We start from the raw sequence: 15,618 nt of genomic DNA on the forward strand, positions 1-15,618 counted from the left end.
ATCGCGAGGCTTTTTTGTTTGCCGACGCACTGACCGGTCAATCCTTGGGTCGCTCCAGATACGCCAGCAGCATCTTGATATGCAACTGCGCGAAGGCCTCGTGCTCATCGGCCGAAGCAATGTCGCGGCCGACCACCGCGCTGATCGTGTAGCGGTTGGACAGCACGTAGTAACCCAGCGCCGAGATCGTCAGGTACAGGCGCGACACATCAATGTCGTTACGGAAGATGCCGGCGTGCTGACCGCGCTCCACTACGCCGCGCAGTACGTCGATGACAGGGTTGACCAGCTCGCCCAGGTGCGGCGACGTCTTCAAATGCCGTGCCTCGTGGAGGTTCTCACTGTTGAGCAGGCGGATGAACTCGGGGTTCTCGTAATAGAAATCCCAGACAAAGCGCGCGAGCTGGATGACCGCCTCGCGCGGGTCAGACGATTCGATCTGCACCTGCTCTTCCGCCTCTTTAAAGCGGAAGTACATGTGCTCGAGCACGGTCAGGAAGAGCTTTTCCTTGCTGCCGTAGTAGTAGTACAGCATGCGCTCGTTGGTTTCGGCGCGGCGGGCGATGGCGTCGACGCGGGCCCCGGCAAAGCCCCCTCGCGAGAACTCTTCGATGGCGGCGGCGAGAATGCGCCGGCGCGTGCCGGCGGGGTCGCGGCGCACGCGAGGTGCGGCGAAGTCGCCTTGGGGCTCAGCCTCGATGTCATCAGGCGGCGCGGCTGGGTGAGACGGCATGGCACGTCGGTCCGTTTAGAACCCGGCGATTATGTCATAGGGCTAAGCAAGGCCCGCCGCATGCATTGTCAGGGCATGCACGTCTTGCGTGGCAGCCAAATCGGCGATAATGGCAGGCTATTCAAACGACAAGTCCCATCGTGGTTTCCTTGGCCCGGTCTTTGGCTGACCAGCTCGAACATCTCCTGCCGCAAACGCAATGCACCAAGTGCGGCTACAACGGCTGCCGCCCGTACGCTGAAGCCATGGCCAGCGGGGAGGCGCTGCCCAACCGCTGCCCGCCGGGCGGTGCGGAAGGTATCCGTCGCCTGTCCGACGCGCTTGGCCGCACGGGTGAATTGCTGCCGCTGGACCCCGCCAACGGCATCGAACAACCACGCGCCGTGGCCGTCATCGACCCGGAACGCTGCATCGGCTGCACGCTGTGCATCCAGGCGTGCCCGGTCGACGCCATCGTCGGCGCGCCCAAAGCGATGCACACGGTGCTCGAAGACTGGTGTACCGGCTGCGACCTCTGCGTGCCGCCCTGCCCAGTCGACTGCATCGACATGGTCCCCGTCACCGGAGACCGCACGGGCTGGGATGCCTGGAGCCAGGAGCAGGCCGACGTCGCACGCGACCGCTATGTCTTCCGCAACGTACGCCTCAAGCGCGAACAGGCGGAGAACGAAGCGCGGCTGGCCGCCAAGGCCGCCGCCAAGCTTGCCGCCGTGAGCGCAGAACAACCCGCGGATGACGCCGAACTCGCCGCGCAGGCACGCAAGAAGGCGATCATCCAGGCCGCCATCGAGCGCGCGCGCCAGAAGCAGGCGGAGATGGCTGCGCGCGGACAAGGTCCACGCAACGTGACCGACGTGTCAGCGGATGTTCAGGCCCAGATCGATGAGGCCGAGGCCCGCCGCAAGCGCATCGCTCACCAGGTCGAACGCAGCGCCAAGCCCGACGCAGACCAATCCTGATCCCTGCCTGACGATGAATCCCGCCAAGCGCTACGCCATCTTCGAGACCCTGCGCGAGAACAACCCGACGCCGACCACCGAGCTGGAATACACGACGCCGTTCGAACTGCTGATTGCGGTGTTGCTCTCTGCACAGGCCACCGATGTGGGCGTGAACAAGGCGACGCGCAAGCTGTTTCCGGTGGCCAATACGCCGGCCAAGATGCTGGCGCTCGGTGAGGAAGGCATCACCGAATACATCAAGACCATCGGGCTGTACCGCACCAAGTGCAAGCACATCCTGCAGACGTGCCGCATCCTGCTCGATCAGTACGGCGGTGAGGTGCCGCGTGACCGCGATGCGCTGGAAGGCCTGCCCGGCGTGGGCCGCAAAACGGCCAATGTGGTGATGAACACGGCCTTCGGCGAGCCGACCATTGCGGTGGATACGCACATCTTCCGCGTGGCCAACCGCACCGGGCTGGCGCCGGGCAAGAACGTGCTGGAAGTCGAATTGAAGCTGCTGAAGGTGGTGCCCGAGGAATTCCGCCAGGATGCGCACCACTGGCTGATCTTGCACGGGCGCTACGTGTGCAAGGCGCGCAAACCCGAATGCTGGCACTGCGCCATCGAGCCGCTGTGCGAATTCAAGCCGAAAACGCCGGCGCCGAAGGAATAAAAAAACGGGGACCGCAGTGTCTTGTGCGAGTCCCCGTTTTTCTTTGCGCAGCGCGCAGACCCATCAGAGGATCTTGCAGGCCTCTTCGAACGACAGGCGCGGGTTGCGCGGGTGCAGCTTCTCCGCATCGCCGTAGCCGATGTTCATGATGAAGTTGACCTTCCACTGGCCATCGGGGAAAAACGTCTGGTTGACCTTGTCGGCGTCGAAGCCGGCCATCGGGCCGCAGTCCAGGCCGAGAGCACGCGCGGCGAGCACGAGGTAGCCGCCTTGCAGCGAGCCGTTCATCAGTGCGGCGGCGTTGATCTTGGCCTGGTCGCCGGCGTACCACGAACGTGCATCGGTATGCGGGAACAGCTTGGGCAGTTGCTCGTGGAATTGCGTGTCGTACGCGACGATCACGGCCACGGGGGCTTGGCGAGTCTTCTCCTGATTACCGGCCGACATGCACGGAATCAGGCGTTCCTTGGCGGCGGCGCTCTTGACGAACACGAAGCGGGCCGGGGTGCTGTTGGCGGCGGTCGGGCCGTACTTCACGGTGTCGTACAGCGTGTGCAGCAGTTCATCGTCGACCGGCTTGTCCAGCCACACGTTGTGGGTGCGGGCTGCGTGGAACAGTTGGTCCAGCACGGACGGTTCAAGCATGGGCATTGCAGGGCGCTCCGAGAAATAGGTTGAGGAGCGCATTGTAATGGCGGCCCGCCTTCGCGTCAGGCGACGCTCAGGCCATATCGTCTGGCTGGTGCCCCGCGGGCCGTGCATCGGCACGCGTCAGCCACAGCACGCCAGCCAGGATCAGCACGCCGCCGGTCATCTGCATCGGCGCGATCGATTCGCCCAGCAACAGCGCGGCCAACAGTACCGTGACCACGGGCTCCAGCGTAGACAGCATCGACGCCTGCGCCGCCCCTAGCTTCTGCAGGCCGGCAAAGAACGTGAGGATGGCCACCACGGTGGAGAGCCCCGCAATCGCCAGTGCTGCCGCCCAGCCCCCAAAGGTGCCTGGCAATTGCGCCGGCACGCCGGCCAGTGCCATGCCGGTGTACACCACCGCCGCCGCGGTGCAGATGATCGTCGTGCAAGCCAGCGGGTCCACTCCGCGTGTCACGCGTGCACCTACGGTGATGTAGACCGAGTAGATCGCCGCCGAAGCCACGCCCAGCGCAATGCCGAGCATGCTGCCGCCGGCCAGTCCCGCACCGCCCACCGTCAGCCCCGCCCCGACCGAACACAGTACGAGCGCAATGATGGCGGTCGTGATCAGCCGTTCGCGCAGGAAGATCGCGGCCAGCACCGTCACGAACATCGGATACAGATACAGCAGCAGCGCCACAAGGCTGGCCGGTGCGTAGTTCAACGCCGTGAAGAACGCGAACGACTGCCCCGCATAGCCGATGCCGCCCATCGCCGCCAACCCGGCCACGCGGGACCACGGCGGCATGCCGATGCGCCGCGCGCGCATCACCACCATCAGCGCCGCGGCCGCGAGTACGAAACGCACCGCCAACAGCCCCACCGCGTTGGCCCCGCTGGCGTAGGCGTAGTGCGTGAAGATGGCCATCGCCCCGAATGACGCGGCGGAGATGGCGATCAGCAGCACGCCGAGCAGCTTGTCGGCAGCGCGCGCAGCGAGGGTGGAATCGGTGGCTTGTCTCATGGCATGCGGCGTTTCTGTTCGATCGCCGTCTGGGGTGCGGGGGCGCCATTGTAACGTCGGCGTCGCCTGCGCTCGCGGGCAGGCATCCGGGCGCGCCGGTACAATGCCGGGATCATGTTCAATCCCTCCCGCGACGAAGTCCGCCAATTCTTTTGCGGCGCCTGGCGCAAGCACCGCCAGGCCGAAATCCTCACGCCGCTCGAAGCCATGGCGGTCGACTGGATGCAGCAGCATCCCGAATACCACGACACGCTGGAAGCCGGCGAAGAGGCCCTCGCCCGCGACTACACGCCCGAAAGCGGCCAGAGCAACCCGTTCCTGCACCTGTCGATGCACCTGTCGATCAGCGAGCAGGTGTCGGTGGACCAGCCGCGCGGCATCCGCGCCGCGTATGAGGCTTTGGCCCAGCGGCTGGACTCGCCGCACGAGGCGCAGCATCAGGTGATGGAATGTCTCGGCCAGATGCTGTGGACGGCCCAGCGCACCGGCCTGCCGCCCGATGGCGAGGCGTACATCGAATGCGTGCGCAAGCGCGCCACGGCCCGCTGAAGCGGGGAACTAAAGTCAAAAAAAACCGCTCCGAAGAGCGGTTTTTCTTTACCTGCAGAGACCCGATTACTTCTTGAGCACCAGCGAACCCGGCAGCGATTCGATATAGGCAGCGATGTCCTTCAGCTCGGCCTCGGTGAACGGACGCGGCTTGCCGTCTGCACCCATGGTGGCGGGGTTGCTGTTGACCTGACCGGCCATGATGGCGTTGCTGCGGCCGACCAGCGGGTTGCTGCTGGTCTGATAGGCACGCAGGGCGTGAAAGATGTAGTCGCCGTGCTGGCCAGCCAGCTTCGGGTAGTCCGGGGAGATCGGAGCATTCAGCCCAGCGCCGTGGCAGGCAGCGCAGGTGCCCTTCTCCACCAGTTGCTTGCCCTTTTCCAGATCAGCGGCCTGCGCCGACACGGCAGCACCCAGGATCAACGCGCCAAGACTGAACGAGGTTGCGAGCGAGATCTTCTTCATATTCTTCCTCGTCACTTCTGGGGGTTGTTCTGGGTAGCAGCCGTCTGCTGCGCGTAGTACGCCGCCAGGTTGGCGATGTCCTGGTCGGTCAGCGACCCGGCGATGGCACGCATGGTCGGGTGCTTGCGGTCACCCTTCTGGTACGCATGCAGCGCGCTTTCGATGTACTTGGCGTTCTGGCCGCCCAGATAGGGCACGCGATACACCTCGGGGAACGACGTCTTGTAGTCGGGAATGGCATGGCAGCCGATGCACATGGCGACCTTGTTCTCGGCGGCTGCCGCGTTGCCCTGAACGTCGGCTGCGGCGGCGGTGTCGGCCAGTGCGCCGAATGCGCCAAGCGCGGCCACCATGGTGAGGATCTTTTTCATCTCGTTCTTAAGCGTGGAGTTTCAGAATCCTGCTCGCCCTGCCGGCTTGGCTCGTATCAGCCGGCTGTCTCGCTGGGCGCATTCACCCGCCGTTGGCAAGAAGCCAGAGGACGGTCGTTTGAGGTGCGTCAAACCGGCGCATTGTACAGCACCGTTTTTTTGCCAGTCCAGTTAGGGCTCCCGTGACTTGACAGCAAGGAATGGCGCGGCGCGCCCGCCCCGAAGCTGCCCGGCGGCAAACACGGAAATGCTCTTATACTGGCCGTTTCCCAATCTTTTACCGCTCAGTAGGCTTGCACGATGAACACCACCACCTCGCCTGCCCCTGCCACACGCTTTGAAGGCTCGGACCAGTACGTCGCCACCGATGACCTGAAACTTGCCGTCAACGCATCGATGACGCTGCAGCGCCCGCTGCTCATCAAGGGCGAGCCGGGCACGGGCAAGACCATGCTGGCCGAGGAAGTGGCCGCCGCACTGGGCATGCCGCTGCTGCAGTGGCACGTGAAGTCGACCACCAAAGCCCAGCAAGGTCTTTACGAGTACGACGCCGTCTCCCGCCTGCGCGACTCGCAGCTCGGCGACGACAAAGTCCACGACATCCGCAACTACATCGTCAAGGGCGTGCTGTGGCAAGCCTTCGAGGCCGACGAACCGGTCGTGCTGCTGATCGACGAGATCGACAAGGCCGACATCGAATTCCCGAACGACCTGCTGCGCGAGCTCGATCGCATGGAGTTCTACGTGTACGAGACGCGCGAAACCATCCGCGCCAAGCACCGCCCGCTCGTCATCATCACGTCGAACAACGAGAAGGAGCTGCCCGACGCCTTCCTGCGCCGCTGCTTCTTCCACTACATCAAGTTTCCGGATGCGGAGACGATGCAGGCCATCGTCGACGTGCACTACCCGGGCATCAAGCCGGCGCTGGTCAAGGCCGCGCTGGACGCGTTCTACGAGATGCGCAACCTGCCGGGACTGAAGAAGAAACCCTCCACGTCGGAGCTGATCGACTGGCTCAAGCTGCTGCTGGCCGAAGACATTCCGCCGGAATCGCTGCGCAGCCAGGACAAGAACGCTGCCATTCCGCCGCTGCACGGCGCGCTGCTCAAGAACGAGCAGGACGTGCACCTGTTCGAGCGCTTGGTCTTCATGAACCGCGCGAACCGCTAACGGGGCTGCACGATGCCGCGCCTGATCGAGCCCGTCACCCTGTCCGGCCAGCACGCCTGGCTGGAGCCGCTCGGCCCCGAGCACGTGGATGAAGTGCGCACTGCAGCCGCTGACGGCGAACTGTGGAAGCTCTGGTACACGTCCGTGCCCGCGCCCGAGAACGTGGGCGACTGGCTGGCCATTGCGCTCGACATGCGCGAGCGCCTGGGTGCCATGCCGTTTGTCGTGCGCGAGATGCACGATGGGCAACCAGGCAAGGTGATCGGCGCCACGCGTTTCTTCAACGTGGACGAAGCCAACCGACGGCTGGAGATCGGGCACACGTGGTACGCAAAGTCCGTGCAGCGCACAGCCATCAACACGGAATGCAAGCTGTTGTTGCTCACGCACGCGTTCGAGACGCTGCGCTGCATTGCCGTGGAATTCCGCACGCATTGGATGAACCACCAGAGCCGCGCCGCCATCGCCCGCCTGGGCGCCAAGCAGGATGGCGTGCTGCGCAATCACCAGCGCATGCCGGACGGTAGCTTCCGCGACACGGTGGTGTTCTCGATCATCGAATCGGAATGGCTGACCGTGAAACGCCATCTGCAATACAAGCTGGAGCAGCCGCGCGGCTGAACGCCGGAGGATCCCCATGCTCATCGATTTCTTCTTCACCCTGCGGCACGCCAAACTGCCGGTCTCGGTCAAGGAATACCTGACGCTGCTCGAAGGGCTCAAGCAGCAGGTCATCGCCCCCTCGCTCGACGAGTTCTACTTCCTGGCGCGCATGACGCTGGTGAAGGACGAGAAGCATTTCGACAAATTCGACCAGGCGTTCGGCGCCTACTTCAAGGGCGTAGAAGGCGCGGTCGACTGGCGCGCAGACATTCCATTGGACTGGCTCACCAAGAAGCTCGAACGCGAGTTGTCGCCGGAAGAGAAAGCGAAGATCGAAGCCATGGGCGGCCTCGACAAGCTGATGGAGCGCCTGAAGGAACTGCTGAACGAACAGCATGAGCGCCACGAAGGCGGCAACAAGTGGATCGGCACCGGCGGCACGTCGCCGTTCGGGCACGGTGGCTACAACCCGGAAGGCATTCGCATTGGTGGACCGTCCAAAGGCAACCGCACGGCAGTCAAGGTGTGGGAAGCGCGCGCGTACAAGGACTACGACGACACCGTCGAACTGGGCACGCGCAACATCAAGGTGGCGCTGCGCCGCCTGCGCAAGTTCGCCCGCGACGGTGCCGACATCGAGCTGGACCTGGACGACACCATCCACTCCACGGCCGCCAACGCGGGCATGCTCGACATCAAGATGCGCCCCGAGCGGCACAACAACGTCAAGGTACTGATGCTGATGGATGTGGGTGGGTCGATGGACGACCACATCAAGCGCGTGGAAGAGCTCTTCTCCGCGGCCAAGACCGAGTTCAAGCACCTGGAGTACTACTACTTCCACAACTGCGTGTACGAACACTTGTGGAAGAACAACCGGCGCCGTCACGCGGAGCGCTTCTCCACGTGGGACGTCATCCGCAAGTACCCGCCCGACTACAAGCTGATCTTCGTGGGGGACGCGACCATGAGCCCGTACGAAATCCTGCAGGCCGGCGGCTCGGTGGAATACAACAATGCCGAAGCCGGTGCGGTGTGGCTCAAGCGGTTGATTGAGCAATTTCCGAAGTTTGTCTGGCTCAACCCTGAACCGGAAGGCTTGTGGGAGTACCGGCAGTCCATCTCGGTCATCAATCAGATCATGAAGACGCGGATGTATCCGGTGACGATTGCTGGGCTGGAATCGGCGATGCGGTTGTTGTCAAAATAGGGGGCATGCTTTTTTGGGTTTTGGCCTGTGGTCCACTACCCTTTCGTGCCCTGCCGGCCCCGACTCACTTTCTTTGTCTTGCCAAAGAAAGTAGGTCAGCCCCGGCAGAGAATGAAACAAGCGATGCACCAGAAGCAAAAACTCAAATCACCAACGCCTCTTCTTGCCCGGCATTGGCGTTACGCAGCCCCTCAGCCCACCCCTTGGTCGGCAACTTGAGCGTGGCCTGCAGCGCAGCAGCCCGCTCCTTCACCGCATCCCAGCTCACCTGCAACGGCGGCCCATTGAACGCCAGCGCAATCACATTCCCGTCATGCACTTCGGGGAAGACCAGCACCCGGTTATCAAATGCATCGCAAATCCGCTCGATATTGCGCGGAAAGCTGGTGTGGTCACCAAACAGGTTGATGGTCATCACACCCGGCGAGCGCAGCACTTGGCGACAGGCCTTGTAGAACGCAGGCGTATCGAGCACGGGGCCGCGCGCCGTGGCGTCGTACAGATCGATTTGCAGCGCGTCGACGGTGCCGTGGTGGCTGGCGTCCATCACCCAGTCGTAAGCGTCCTGCTCCAGCACGCTCAGGCGTGCGTCGTCGAATGGCATGTTGAACATGCTGCGCGCCGCAACGATGACCGACGGGTTCAACTCCACCGCCGTCACCTGCGCAGGGGCGAGCTGGCGATGACAGAACTTGGTTAGCGCAGCAGCGCCCAGGCCAAGCTGCACGACATGGAAATCCGGCCGCGAAGCTGGGTCGAGAAACAGCAGCCACGCCATCATCTGCTGGGCATATTCCAGCTCGATGGCATCGGGCTTGGACAGGCGCATCGCGCCCTGCACCCACTCGGTGCCGAAGTGCAGGTAGCGCACGCCAGACAGTTCGGAGAACGTGACCGGCGCAAAGCGCGGGGCCATACGCTTCGGTTCATCGTCATGGTCGTTGCGATCGAGGCGGTCTTCGCGCTTGGCGCGGGCCGGACGGCGCGAGGCCACGGCCTCGATGGATTTACGTTTCAACAGCGTCATAAAGCGGATCAACGGGAAGAAGACTGGGCGGCGGCTGCGCGCTGCAGCCATTCGCGATTGTGGTCTTTGGCGTAGCGCGTCCAATGCTTGGCGTCGCGCAGGATGTCGTCAAAGAGGGATTGGGCGCGCTGCTTGTCGGCATCGTTGTTCTGGGCGAGCAGCCATTCACCGAACAGGCAGCGGGCAGCGGCATCGTTGGCGCAGGTCAGGGCCTGCTCGAATGCCTCGCGCGTATTGGGCGCGCCCGTGGCAGCCAACGCGCGCGCGTACAGCAGCGTCGGATCGGGCTGCTGGCGCGTCACGCGGTGCGCCTCGAACAGCCTGTCGAGTGCCTCCTTGGCGAGCGCCGCATCGCCGGTGGCGAACTGCGCGCGTGCGAGGCCGAGCAGCACGGCCGGGTCGCTCGCAAACGGGCCGGTAGCAGCCTGCTCAAAGTGCTGACGCGCCTCCTTGGCATCGCCCGCTTCCAGCAGCGCTTCGCCCAGGCGCAAGCGATGCTGCACGGTCGGCGCGCGGTCGAAATCGTTGCGCGCTTCGCGCACGGCGCGGTTGGGGTCGATCAGTTGCGTGACTGCCCGGCTCGCCACGCGGGCGCCGCGCGAGTGGCGCATCTCCGGCAGGTAGATCGCGAAGAAGTACACCACGCTCCCCAGCAGCGGAAACGCGAACAGGATGAACAGCCAGACCATGTTCTGGTGGCTGCGCACCACGTGCACGGCAAAGAACAGCGCGACGATGACGTGAAATCCGATTCCGAGAAACGGCATGTGCAAACCCGAAAGTGAAATGCACCGGCATCCTCCGCGCCGGCCATGGGCGCGATTGTGACAGATGCGCCGGGACGCGCGCATCGTCAGCGCCCGCGCGGCCACCGCTCAACGGAAATCCCAATGAAAGACGCCGGCGCCTGTCATCAGACAGCCGGCGTTGTATCTGCCACAAGGTGCTCGGTCAGGGGCGGCCGAGAAAATCCAACTTGCCGATCTCCACGCCGTTGTGGCGCAACAATGCATAGGCCGTGGTGACGTGGAAATAGAAGTTCGGCAGCACGAAGCCGCGCAGGTAGTCGAGGCCACTGAAGTGCAGTTCGCGTGATGGCGTCTTCAGCGTGATCGGGCGATCTTCGCTGCCGTTGAACGCGGCGGGGTCAATGCTGTTGATGAAATCCAGCGTTTTCGCAATGCGTGCCTTCAACTCGGCAATCGTGGCTTCCACATCAGGATGCGATGGTGGCTCCGCCCCGGAAAGGCGCGCCGCGGCGCCCTTGGCGGAGTCGCATGCAATCTGGACCTGGCGGGTCAGCGGATACATGTCCGGCGCCAGGCGCGCGGTCAGAAGGTTGGCCGGGTCGAACTTCTTGGCTTCTGCATGGGCAGCCGCCTTGTCGAGCAGCGTCGAGAGGTTGCCCAGCATGCGGTTCGCGGTCGGCACCAGAAACTCGTACATCGAAGGTGTGGTCATCGGAAGGCTCCCCTTGGTATCAATCGATGGTCATCGGCAGTCACGTGGTCCCGATCTGCCGGGCTTCGCGCTCTCGCGCAGGGCACAGTGTAGGCCCGACTGAGCGATGCCTGCTCGGCGGCGGCACAGCGCCCATGCCGCACCGCGATGCCCGGCACGCGCCTCACGTTGACGCATTTGGCCGAGATCGGTGCGGTAAGGCATATTCACGGCGGCGCGGGCCATGCTCACCTCCGCGCCGCAGAACTCGGCGGCGGTCCGCAGCGGACCGCAACCGGCCAACACGCAGTGGCTGTTCTTCGCCGAGGCGCTCGGGCAGACGGAGGGTACGCGCGCAGAGCAGTTGCGCAACGTTGCCGCGACGAGCGAGCGGATTCTTCAGGTGATGGATGATGTGACGGGGCTGTACTAGGGGCTACCCAGGTCATCCGCCATCCTCATCCAGCATCCCCGTGGACCTCCCTATTTCTTCTTCTGAGCGGCCTTCCCCGAAGCGGTGGCAGGCTGCGACAGATTCGCCAGCATCTGGCGTGCGTAGTCGGCAATCTGGCCCTGTGGCTGGATGTCGATGACGCGCTGATAGGCAGTCTTGGCTCCGGCCGCGTCGTGCATTTTGTCTAATGACTGCCCAATGAAGTACCACGCCAGCGCATCGTTGGGGTTCTGTTTGACGACCTTCTGATACTTCTTGAAGGCGTCAAAATAGCGGCCCGCATCAAAATCGCCGGCCGCGGCCTCCATCACCAGGTCTGTCGTTGGCGGCGCGCCGTTCGTTGATTCTGCCGAAAGATCGACGACATAGTCTTTTACGCTGCGATTGCGCCAGATCTGGACGTTCGTCTTTGCGCCGACGCCTAGCTGCTTGATCGCTGCAAGCACCTCGTCCGGCGTTGCAAGCTTTTTCCCATCCATACCGAGAACAACGTCCATCTTCTCGATGCCGGCTTTGTCGGCGGGCAGCCCTTTCATGACGTCGACGATCAGCGCCCCGCTGGTGGAACTGAGCCCCAGAGCCGTGGCCAACGAAGCAGGAACGGGAGCCACTTGAATGCCGATCCGTGGCCGCTGGGCGACAGCCCCGCCGGAATCGCCACAGTGCTTTTCAGCGCGCGCCTGATTGACCATGGCGGCGTGCTCTCTCCACATTTGTGCAGCTTGATTCTGTGGCGAGCCGGTCAATGCACGATTGAAAAGCGCATCACGTTCTTTCAGCGTATTGCAGTCAAGTTGGCGGTATACGTTCAGAACAGCCCCGTTGTTTTCCGGTGCAGTCGCGCAGCCCGACAAGATTCCAGCCGCCGCCAACACTACCGTGGCGCATTTCCTTGGTAACAAACCCAGCATGTCACGTCCTTGATGTTCTGATTCGACCGCCTGTGTCGGAGCCCATCGTGTCCGACGCAGGCAAGGCGCCCCTGCGGTTGCGAACACGGATCAGCCGCCGCAACCTGTCACGCTGGACACCTGCACCCGAACCTCGGCCGGCTTGCATGCAGGCGTCGGCGCAACTTCCGCGGCATCGCCGAAGAAGCAGTCGGTCGATTCCCCCATGAATGTCTTGATGACTCCCGAGGTTCCCGCGCCGGAACCCGGGCACGCCGCGGTGTAGTGGACGTCGATGCATTCCACTTCACGCGGCTTGATCTTGGGCATCACCCCGACCAGGTAATGCTTGCCTTCGCCGTCCGGGCAATGACGCGCCTTTAGCTTGAGCGATTGCGCGACGGCCTGCAGATAGTCCTGCTTCTTTTTATCGACTGCCGCTGACGCAGCGGATGCGCTCGAGGCATCGGCTTGCTTGGTGTTGCCAAGGGCGGCGACTGGCTTGGCCGTGTTTGCCGGCTGCGCCTGGGCTGCAGGCGGTGACGGGTTGATGGGGATCGTCTGTGCGGCGCGTTGTTGCCGCAGGAGTTGGGATTGCGTCATCACCGGAGCACCCTGCCCGGCGGGCGGTTGCTGCGCAGGTTGCGCGCCATTGATGGGCAGCGTCTGGCTCGTCGGCTGCACCGTTTGGGGAATCGGGATCGTCTGTGCGCCGCGCTGCTGTGGCGGCAGTTGAGATGACACCGTCGGCAGCGGAGACCCTTGGCCGAGCGACTGTTGCTGTGCCGTTTGAGGCCGAATCGTCGGCAACACCGGACCACTCGGCTGCGTCGGCGTGGCCGGGCTGGTTTGCGCGCTGCGTTGCTGCTGCGGTGCCTGGGATTGCACGGTTGGCAATGCTGAACCTTGCCCAAGCGGCTGCGTCTTGGCAGACGACCGCTCCTGTGTCACTTCACGCCGGCGCTCCTGTGCCGCAGCGTGTTGGCGCTCCGCGTCTTGCTGCCTGCGCTGTCGTTCCTGGGCTTCCTGCTGCTGACGCTGCTGCTCCTGCTGACGCTCGCGAGCCTCTTGCTGGCGTTGACGTTCCCGCGCCGCTTCCTGCTCACGTTCACGCTCCCGCTCGCGTTCTCGTTCTCGCTCCCGTTGCTCACGTTCACGTTCGCGCTCTCGCTCGCGGTCTCGCGCCTCACGTTCGAGGCACTGTTCCTGCAGCGACGACGGCTTGGTTGGCGGGCAATACGCCGATGCCAAATTGGGCAGGATCAACAATGCAGCGCACAACAAAGACGGCCTGAATGATGGCTTGCTCATTGCACTCCCCCGGTGACGGGCATTCTCGGATGCCCCATGTATTTTTGAATCGTCCGTGGGCGATTGCATGATCGCCACACCATCGCGCCATCGACGCGGCGTAAGGCTGTCGCGCCCCATTCAACAGAACGGACTTGTATCGCAATGCGTAGAGGGGGGTCAATCCAGACAAGCCCTCTGCGGAGCGCGCCGCGAGGGTGGCAATCAGCGCGCATTCACGGGATCGAACACGAACTAAAAAAAATGCGCTGGCACCGGCTCGCGATGAGCCGGTGCCAACCTCCCCGAATGCGGCGGCGGCGCCGGGCGCTCGATTGGCGCCCTGGTCGTTGCCGCCTTTGATTGACGGCTTTTTTTGATTAGTTACCGGGCTTGTTCACCGAGAAATTCACCTGATACTTGCTAGGCGTGACCGACGGGGAGCCATACCATGCCAGCGTCAACCCACCCAACGGCAGTTGCCAGACCTCGGCGCAAGTGGTGGCTGTGGTGCCGTCCGTCGTCGTACAGGCATCCTTAGCGCGGTGACGCAGGCCAGCGAACGGATCGTTGTAGCTGACCTGGTTCGTATGGCCATCCGCATAGGTGCGGGTGACGGTCGAGCCGTTCACGGCCGAGATGGTGTGGCTGTCTTCCGTGACTGCCTGCAGGCCGGTAGCCGTGACAGTGGTTTGCCAGAAAGTGCTGACGGTGCCGACTGCAGGCACGGCCAGCGTCGTCTGCGGCGCGAAGATACCCACGCCACCACCTTGGCTGGCGTCCAGCGCGGCAATCAAGATGAGATTGCCCTGCGCGTTCTGGAAGCCATAGGCATGGGCCTCGACGGTGCCGGCCGAGGCGCCATCGTCCACCCAATCGGCGCCACCATCCGACGTGGCGGCCAAGTGCCCGTACGGCGCGTTGTTATCCACCGCGCAAGGGGAACCCACCGCGCAATTCGTGGCGGCCTTGACGACGCCGTTGACGTAGGTGTTCGTACCGTACCCGCCTTGTGCGCCCCCGCTCAGGAAGGCAATGTTGTACACGCCGTTGACGGCGTTCGGGTCGATGGTCTGCTTGGGCATCGACAGCGACAGCGTGCCCGTGTTGCCGGTACCGTTGGCCCAAACCGCCATGCCCGACTTGGCCACCAGCACGCGCGTCGCGCCCGTGTCGTTCAACGAGAAATCGCAGGCCGTTGCGCCTTGGGTGAGCTGGTAGCTCGACCCGCCCATCGCGACTGTCAGCTTGGTGGCGTCGATGGTCACCACTTGCGCGGAGCCATCGGAGAACTTGATCAACCGGTGATCGCCGCTCTTGAGCGCCGGGCACGCCGAATTGGCCGGTGCCATGACGGTGCCGATGGTCGAACCCGCTGCGGTGCTGGAGCTGCCGCTGGTGCTGGCAACCGCCGTGCTCAGGTCGGTCAGGGTGGCACCTGCGGCGGTCAGCGTCGATTGCAGTTTGTCCAGCACCCCGTCGTAGCCTTGGCCGCTGCCCGCGGCGATCGAGCCGCCCAGGAAGTCGCTGATGCCCGACGCATCGAAGCCCGCGCCCTGGAGGACCTTGACCAGGGCCGATTGCGCAGCGCTCACGTCGCTGGCGTTCACGGTCGTGGTCGAGGTGAACGCGGCCACGTACTTCGCCGGATCCTGCCCCGCCAGCTGCGCGAGCAGCAGTTCGGTCAGCGGCGTGACATTGGCCGTGGCGCCGCTGCTGATCGATCCGGAACCGGCGATCAGGGAGTGCAACACCGTCTTGCTGTCAGCGCTGGTGGCTGTCAGCACGCAAGGCAGGGTGGCACTGCTGACCGGCACCGAATAGCTGCCGTCCGCGCCCGTGGTGGCCGTGCCGGAACCCGCCGAGCAGGTGACATTGATCGTCGCGCCGGACAAGGCTGCGCCAGTGGCAGCGACCCCGCTGATCGTCTGTGACTGCGGGCTGTTTTGCTGAGGCGCGGAATCTCCGCCGCCGCCGCAAGCGGACAGGACAAGCGCCGCAGCGCCGATTGCGATAGGTGCAAGCTTCATGATTTCCCTCCCTTCTGAGCCGTTCTAGTGTGGTGTTGCCTTGCGTCGATTCTTCTCAAGCCCAGGCAACCGATCATCATTCAAATGAATGAAAATCGGCCGCCCGGGG

General features: G+C 63.8%; 18 protein-coding genes. 7 read left to right on the forward strand and 11 right to left on the reverse strand.

The features are described 5' to 3' along the window. Window positions 1-37 precede the first annotated feature (37 nt). A complete protein-coding gene (locus NG900_RS08380) occupies window positions 38-733 on the reverse strand; it encodes a TetR/AcrR family transcriptional regulator (protein WP_252679128.1) in 696 nt (231 codons plus the stop codon). A 140-nt stretch (window positions 734-873) separates the two neighbouring features. On the opposite strand from NG900_RS08380, the gene rsxB reads away from it, so the two are divergent. Then, window positions 874-1,692, forward strand: a complete 819-nt coding sequence (rsxB, locus tag NG900_RS08385; protein WP_252679135.1) for an electron transport complex subunit RsxB — start codon at window positions 874-876, stop codon at window positions 1,690-1,692. A 13-nt stretch (window positions 1,693-1,705) separates the two neighbouring features. Continuing rightward, the gene (gene nth / locus NG900_RS08390) at window positions 1,706-2,350 is read left to right on the forward strand and encodes an endonuclease III (protein WP_252679137.1); all 645 of its coding nucleotides are present in this window, start codon (window positions 1,706-1,708) and stop codon (window positions 2,348-2,350) included. Window positions 2,351-2,413: 63 nt separating this feature from the next. On the opposite strand, the gene NG900_RS08395 is transcribed toward nth, so the two are convergent. Then, entirely contained in the window at window positions 2,414-3,001 is a 588-nt protein-coding gene (locus tag NG900_RS08395; protein ID WP_252679140.1) for a malonic semialdehyde reductase, read from the reverse strand. A gap of 70 nt (window positions 3,002-3,071) precedes the next feature. After that, complete coding sequence (locus NG900_RS08400; protein ID WP_252679142.1) at window positions 3,072-4,007, reverse strand: DMT family transporter; 936 nt, start codon at window positions 4,005-4,007, stop codon at window positions 3,072-3,074. A gap of 114 nt (window positions 4,008-4,121) precedes the next feature. Between NG900_RS08400 and NG900_RS08405 the strand changes: the two genes are divergently transcribed. Continuing rightward, window positions 4,122-4,556 (forward strand): DUF1841 family protein, encoded by a 435-nt coding sequence (locus NG900_RS08405; protein ID WP_252679157.1) that lies wholly within the window; start codon window positions 4,122-4,124, stop codon window positions 4,554-4,556. 66 nt (window positions 4,557-4,622) lie between these two features. On the opposite strand, the gene NG900_RS08410 is transcribed toward NG900_RS08405, so the two are convergent. Together NG900_RS08410 and NG900_RS08415 are read right to left on the reverse strand one after the other, a co-directional pair. Further along, window positions 4,623-5,021 (reverse strand): c-type cytochrome, encoded by a 399-nt coding sequence (locus NG900_RS08410; RefSeq protein WP_252679160.1) that lies wholly within the window; start codon window positions 5,019-5,021, stop codon window positions 4,623-4,625. An 11-nt stretch (window positions 5,022-5,032) separates the two neighbouring features. After that, a complete protein-coding gene (locus NG900_RS08415) occupies window positions 5,033-5,392 on the reverse strand; it encodes a c-type cytochrome (protein ID WP_252679162.1) in 360 nt (119 codons plus the stop codon). 300 nt (window positions 5,393-5,692) lie between these two features. Between NG900_RS08415 and NG900_RS08420 the strand changes: the two genes are divergently transcribed. Genes NG900_RS08420 through NG900_RS08430 form a run of 3 tightly spaced genes read left to right on the forward strand, consistent with a single transcriptional unit; the run spans window position 5,693 to window position 8,378 of the window. After that, the gene (locus NG900_RS08420; RefSeq protein ID WP_252679163.1) at window positions 5,693-6,565 is read left to right on the forward strand and encodes an AAA family ATPase; all 873 of its coding nucleotides are present in this window, start codon (window positions 5,693-5,695) and stop codon (window positions 6,563-6,565) included. 12 nt (window positions 6,566-6,577) lie between these two features. Continuing rightward, entirely contained in the window at window positions 6,578-7,186 is a 609-nt protein-coding gene (locus NG900_RS08425; protein WP_252679165.1) for a GNAT family N-acetyltransferase, read from the forward strand. 16 nt (window positions 7,187-7,202) lie between these two features. Then, complete coding sequence (locus NG900_RS08430; RefSeq protein WP_252679167.1) at window positions 7,203-8,378, forward strand: vWA domain-containing protein; 1,176 nt, start codon at window positions 7,203-7,205, stop codon at window positions 8,376-8,378. Between the two features lie 142 nt (window positions 8,379-8,520). Here NG900_RS08430 and NG900_RS08435 read toward each other — a convergent pair whose 3' ends face one another. The 3 genes from NG900_RS08435 to NG900_RS08445 all read right to left on the reverse strand — a co-directional run bounded on the left by NG900_RS08435 (window position 8,521) and on the right by NG900_RS08445 (window position 10,866). Further along, a complete protein-coding gene (locus tag NG900_RS08435) occupies window positions 8,521-9,405 on the reverse strand; it encodes a class I SAM-dependent methyltransferase (protein ID WP_252679168.1) in 885 nt (294 codons plus the stop codon). Window positions 9,406-9,413: 8 nt separating this feature from the next. Then, window positions 9,414-10,172 (reverse strand): tetratricopeptide repeat protein, encoded by a 759-nt coding sequence (locus NG900_RS08440; RefSeq protein WP_252679169.1) that lies wholly within the window; start codon window positions 10,170-10,172, stop codon window positions 9,414-9,416. 184 nt (window positions 10,173-10,356) lie between these two features. Then, window positions 10,357-10,866 carry a DUF1993 domain-containing protein gene (locus NG900_RS08445; protein ID WP_252679171.1) on the reverse strand — a complete coding sequence of 170 codons (510 nt, stop codon included), beginning with the start codon at window positions 10,864-10,866 and terminating at the stop codon, window positions 10,357-10,359. A 223-nt stretch (window positions 10,867-11,089) separates the two neighbouring features. On the opposite strand from NG900_RS08445, the gene NG900_RS08450 reads away from it, so the two are divergent. Continuing rightward, window positions 11,090-11,278: a hypothetical protein gene (locus tag NG900_RS08450; RefSeq protein WP_252679174.1), complete on the forward strand. Its 189-nt coding sequence runs from the start codon at window positions 11,090-11,092 to the stop codon at window positions 11,276-11,278. Between the two features lie 50 nt (window positions 11,279-11,328). Here NG900_RS08450 and NG900_RS08455 read toward each other — a convergent pair whose 3' ends face one another. The 3 genes from NG900_RS08455 to NG900_RS08465 all read right to left on the reverse strand — a co-directional run bounded on the left by NG900_RS08455 (window position 11,329) and on the right by NG900_RS08465 (window position 15,509). Then, window positions 11,329-12,210: a PDZ domain-containing protein gene (locus NG900_RS08455; protein ID WP_252679175.1), complete on the reverse strand. Its 882-nt coding sequence runs from the start codon at window positions 12,208-12,210 to the stop codon at window positions 11,329-11,331. Between the two features lie 90 nt (window positions 12,211-12,300). Further along, window positions 12,301-13,569 (reverse strand): hypothetical protein, encoded by a 1,269-nt coding sequence (locus NG900_RS08460; RefSeq protein ID WP_252679177.1) that lies wholly within the window; start codon window positions 13,567-13,569, stop codon window positions 12,301-12,303. Between the two features lie 290 nt (window positions 13,570-13,859). Continuing rightward, a complete protein-coding gene (locus tag NG900_RS08465; RefSeq protein WP_252679178.1) occupies window positions 13,860-15,509 on the reverse strand; it encodes a hypothetical protein in 1,650 nt (549 codons plus the stop codon). Window positions 15,510-15,618: the final 109 nt, after the last annotated feature.

The organism is Ralstonia soli (assembly GCF_023955655.1).
Classification (GTDB): Bacteria; Pseudomonadota; Gammaproteobacteria; order Burkholderiales; family Burkholderiaceae; genus Ralstonia; species Ralstonia soli.